The 3,333-nt window shown below is 75.2% G+C and carries 5 protein-coding genes; 4 read left to right on the forward strand and 1 reads right to left on the reverse strand.

Annotation, left to right across the window (positions count from 1 at the left end):
* On the reverse strand, positions 1-488 hold a 488-nt coding region (locus AA75_RS04830), incomplete at its 3' end, for a hypothetical protein (protein ID WP_033818489.1).
* 162 nt (positions 489-650) lie between these two features.
* On the opposite strand from AA75_RS04830, the gene tsaB reads away from it, so the two are divergent.
* Genes tsaB through AA75_RS04850 form a run of 4 tightly spaced genes read left to right on the forward strand, consistent with a single transcriptional unit; the run spans position 651 to position 3,142 of the window.
* Positions 651-1,304: a tRNA (adenosine(37)-N6)-threonylcarbamoyltransferase complex dimerization subunit type 1 TsaB gene (gene tsaB / locus AA75_RS04835; protein ID WP_033818486.1), complete on the forward strand. Its 654-nt coding sequence runs from the start codon at positions 651-653 to the stop codon at positions 1,302-1,304.
* A 23-nt stretch (positions 1,305-1,327) separates the two neighbouring features.
* Positions 1,328-1,810: a ribosomal protein S18-alanine N-acetyltransferase gene (gene rimI / locus AA75_RS04840; RefSeq protein ID WP_051811861.1), complete on the forward strand. Its 483-nt coding sequence runs from the start codon at positions 1,328-1,330 to the stop codon at positions 1,808-1,810.
* On the forward strand, positions 1,803-2,885 hold the full coding sequence (gene tsaD / locus AA75_RS04845) for a tRNA (adenosine(37)-N6)-threonylcarbamoyltransferase complex transferase subunit TsaD (protein ID WP_033818487.1): 1,083 nt from the start codon (positions 1,803-1,805) through the stop codon (positions 2,883-2,885). The genes rimI and tsaD overlap by 8 nt, the downstream gene beginning before the upstream one ends.
* Positions 2,882-3,142 (forward strand): hypothetical protein, encoded by a 261-nt coding sequence (locus tag AA75_RS04850; RefSeq protein WP_033818488.1) that lies wholly within the window; start codon positions 2,882-2,884, stop codon positions 3,140-3,142. Before tsaD ends, AA75_RS04850 begins: the two co-directional genes overlap by 4 nt.
* Positions 3,143-3,333: the final 191 nt, after the last annotated feature.

Here is a 3,333-nt window from a genome sequence, read left to right on the forward strand (position 1 = left end):
CTCGCGGACGGCACGGGCTTCCCGGCGGACGGCGAGGGGGACGCGTCGTCGACCGCCGCGCTGAAGCCGAACACCGCGCCCTGCTGGGAGAAGCGCACCACGTGCTCGATCTTCTTGCCGTCGGTGCCGGTGCCCGCCGCTGTCCGGCTGTACACCGGGTAGCTGCCCACGGGCGGCGAGACCGAGCCGGGCACCACCGTGAACGCCGCCGTCACCTGCGGGTTCTTCCGCGGGTCGACCAGCCAGACCTGCTTGGCGCCCAGCGAGTAGACCACCCGCAGCCCGGAACCGGAGTTGGCGGGCAGCGGCGGGGTGGGCGGCGCGGTGGCGCGGGCCGCGGCCGAGGTCAGCGGTGCCACCGGCGGCGTGTACCCGGCCTCCAGCGCCCGCTCCTGGGCGCCGTTCGCCTGGAAGGCGAGCAGGCCGACCGCGGCCATCGCCCCCAGGGTGAGACCGGTGACCGCCAATCCAGCGCCCAGCTTCGCCACGTCTGCTCCCGCTGCTCGCCCGGGACCTGCGCGCCCGGGGCCAGTACCTGAGCTCATCGTGCCAGGTCCGACCGGGCTTTTCGGACCGATCCGATCGCGTGTTCCCCGGCTCGCACAGGCGGGCGGACGGTCGGCCCCGGCGGACCCTCTAACCTTGGAACCGTGCTGCTGCTTGCGTTCGACACCGCCACCCCCGCCGTCACGGCCGCCGTCCACGACGGCACGGCCGTCCTCGCCGAGTCGTACCAGGTGGACGCCCGGCGCCACGGCGAACTGCTCCTGCCGACCATCGAGGACGTGCTGCGCACGGCGGGCGTGGACAAGCGCGAGCTGACCGGCCTGGCGGTGGGCGTCGGCCCCGGCCCGTACACCGGCCTGCGGGTCGGCCTGGTCACCGCGGCCGCGCTCGGCCACGCGCTCGGCCTGCCGGTGCACGGCGTCTGCACCCTGGACGCCATCGCCCACCAGGCCCGCGCCGAGGGGCTGACCGGGCCGTTCACGGTGGCCACCGACGCCCGCCGCAAGGAGGTCTACTGGGCCTCCTACGACGCCGAGGGCACCCGGGTCGAGGGCCCGGCGGTGGACCGCCCGGCCGAGCTGACCCCGGCGGCGCAGGCCGTCGGCGCCGGTGCGCTGCTCTACCCGGACGCGTTCCCGGGCGCCCGCGGTCCGCAGCACGTCTCGGCGGGCGCGCTGGCCGCGTTCGCCGTCGCCGAGCTGGCGGCCGGCCGCGAGCTGCTGCCCAACGTGCCGCTGTACCTGCGCCGCCCGGACGCCCAGGTGCCGGCCGGCTACAAGGCGGTGCTCCCGGCGTGAGCCCCGCCGTCACGCTGCGCCGGATGCGCTGGTGGGACATCGAGCCGGTGATGGCGCTCGAACTCGAGCTGTTCCCCGAGGACGCCTGGTCGCCCGCGATGTACTGGTCCGAGCTGGCCGAGACCCACCCCGGCGGCACCCGGCACTACACCGTCGCCGAGACCCCCGACGGTGCGATCACCGGCTACGCGGGCCTGATGGCGGTCGGCGCCGAGGGCGACGTCCAGACCATCGCGGTCGCCCCGGGCCACCAGGGCACCGGCCTCGGCGCCACGCTCCTGGCCGGCCTGGTCGAGGAGTCCGCCCGGCGCGGCTGCGAGGAACTGCTGCTGGAGGTCCGGGTCGACAACCTGCGCGCCCAGCGGCTGTACGAGCGCTTCGGCTTCCAGCCGGTCGGCGTCCGCCGCGGCTACTACCAGCCCGCCGACGTCGACGCGCTGGTGATGCGCCTCGACCACCCCACGTACCACCCCGAGCACGAATCGAAGGACCCGGACCATGGCTGACGAACCGCTCGTCCTCGGCATCGAGACCTCCTGCGACGAGACCGGCGTCGGCATCGTCCACGGCACCACGCTGCTGGCCGACGCGGTCGCCTCCAGCGTCAACGACCACGCCCGCTTCGGCGGGGTGGTCCCCGAGATCGCCAGCCGGGCGCACCTGGAGGCGATGATCCCGACCATCCAGCGGGCGCTGGACACCGCCGGGGTGAAGGCCACCGACCTGGACGGCATCGCCGTGACCGCAGGCCCCGGCCTGGCCGGCGCGCTGCTGGTCGGGGTCAGCGCCGCCAAGGCGTACGCCTGGGCGCTGGACAAGCCGCTGTACGGGGTCAACCACCTCGCCTCGCACATCTGCGTCGACCAGCTGGAGCACGGCCGGCTGCCCGAGCCGACGATGGCGCTGCTGGTCTCCGGCGGGCACTCCTCGCTGCTGCTCAGCTCGGACATCACCACCGACGTCCGCCCGCTCGGCGCGACCATCGACGACGCGGCCGGCGAGGCCTTCGACAAGGTCGCCCGGGTGCTCGGACTGGGCTTCCCCGGCGGCCCGGTGGTCGACCGGACCGCCCGGGACGGCGACCCGAAGGCGATCGCCTTCCCGCGGGGACTGAGCAACGCCAACGACCCGGCGTACGACTTCTCCTTCTCCGGCCTGAAGACCGCGGTCGCCCGCTGGGTGGAGGCGAAGCGCCGGGCCGGCGAGGAGGTGCCGATTGCCGACGTCTCCGCCTCCTTCCAGGAGGCCGTCACGGACGTGCTGACCCGCAAGGCGGTCCGGGCCTGCAAGGACAACGGCGTCGACCACCTGATGATCGGCGGCGGGGTGGCGGCTAACTCGCGGCTGCGCGAGATGGCCCAGCAGCGCTGCGATAAGGCGGGCATCGTGCTGCGGGTGCCGCGCCCGGGCCTGTGCACCGACAACGGCGCGATGGTGGCCGCACTCGGCTCCGAGATGGTCCGGCGCGACCGCGCGCCGTCCGCCTTCGACCTGTCGGCGGACTCCTCGCTGCCGGTCACCGAGGTCTCGGTGCCGCACGGGGACCTGCACGCCCACGCCCACCGCGCGCTGAAGCCGTGACCACGGCGCTGATGTGGGAGGCCCGGGCGGCCGGCGGCCGGGCCGCCGAACTCGCCGCCTGGGTCCGGTCCGAGGCGCTGCCCGCGCTGCGCGGCCCGGCCGGACCGGAGCGGGCCGAGGTGTTCGGTGCGCCCGGTGAGCGGGTGCTGCTGATCACCTGGTGGGCGGGGGAGCCCGCGGCCGTGCCCGACCCGCCGTCAGAACTGCTCGCCCGACCCGTCCACCGGTGGTCGTTCACCAGTCAACACGTCGAGTAGCGTTCATTCCTGAGAGTGAGCTGAACGGCCCGGGGGAGTTGCGCGGTGCGGAAGACGTATGTCCTGGCGGCCTTGGCCCTGCTGCTGACCGCCACGGGGTGCGGCAGCTCCGGCGGGACCTCCGCCGCCACCCCCGCGCCCGCGGCGCCCACCGCCCCGGCCGGCGGTCCGGCGCCGTCCTCCGCCGCGCC

The sequence above is a fragment of the Kitasatospora sp. MBT63 genome, from assembly GCF_000710465.2.
Classification (GTDB): domain Bacteria; phylum Actinomycetota; class Actinomycetes; order Streptomycetales; family Streptomycetaceae; genus Kitasatospora.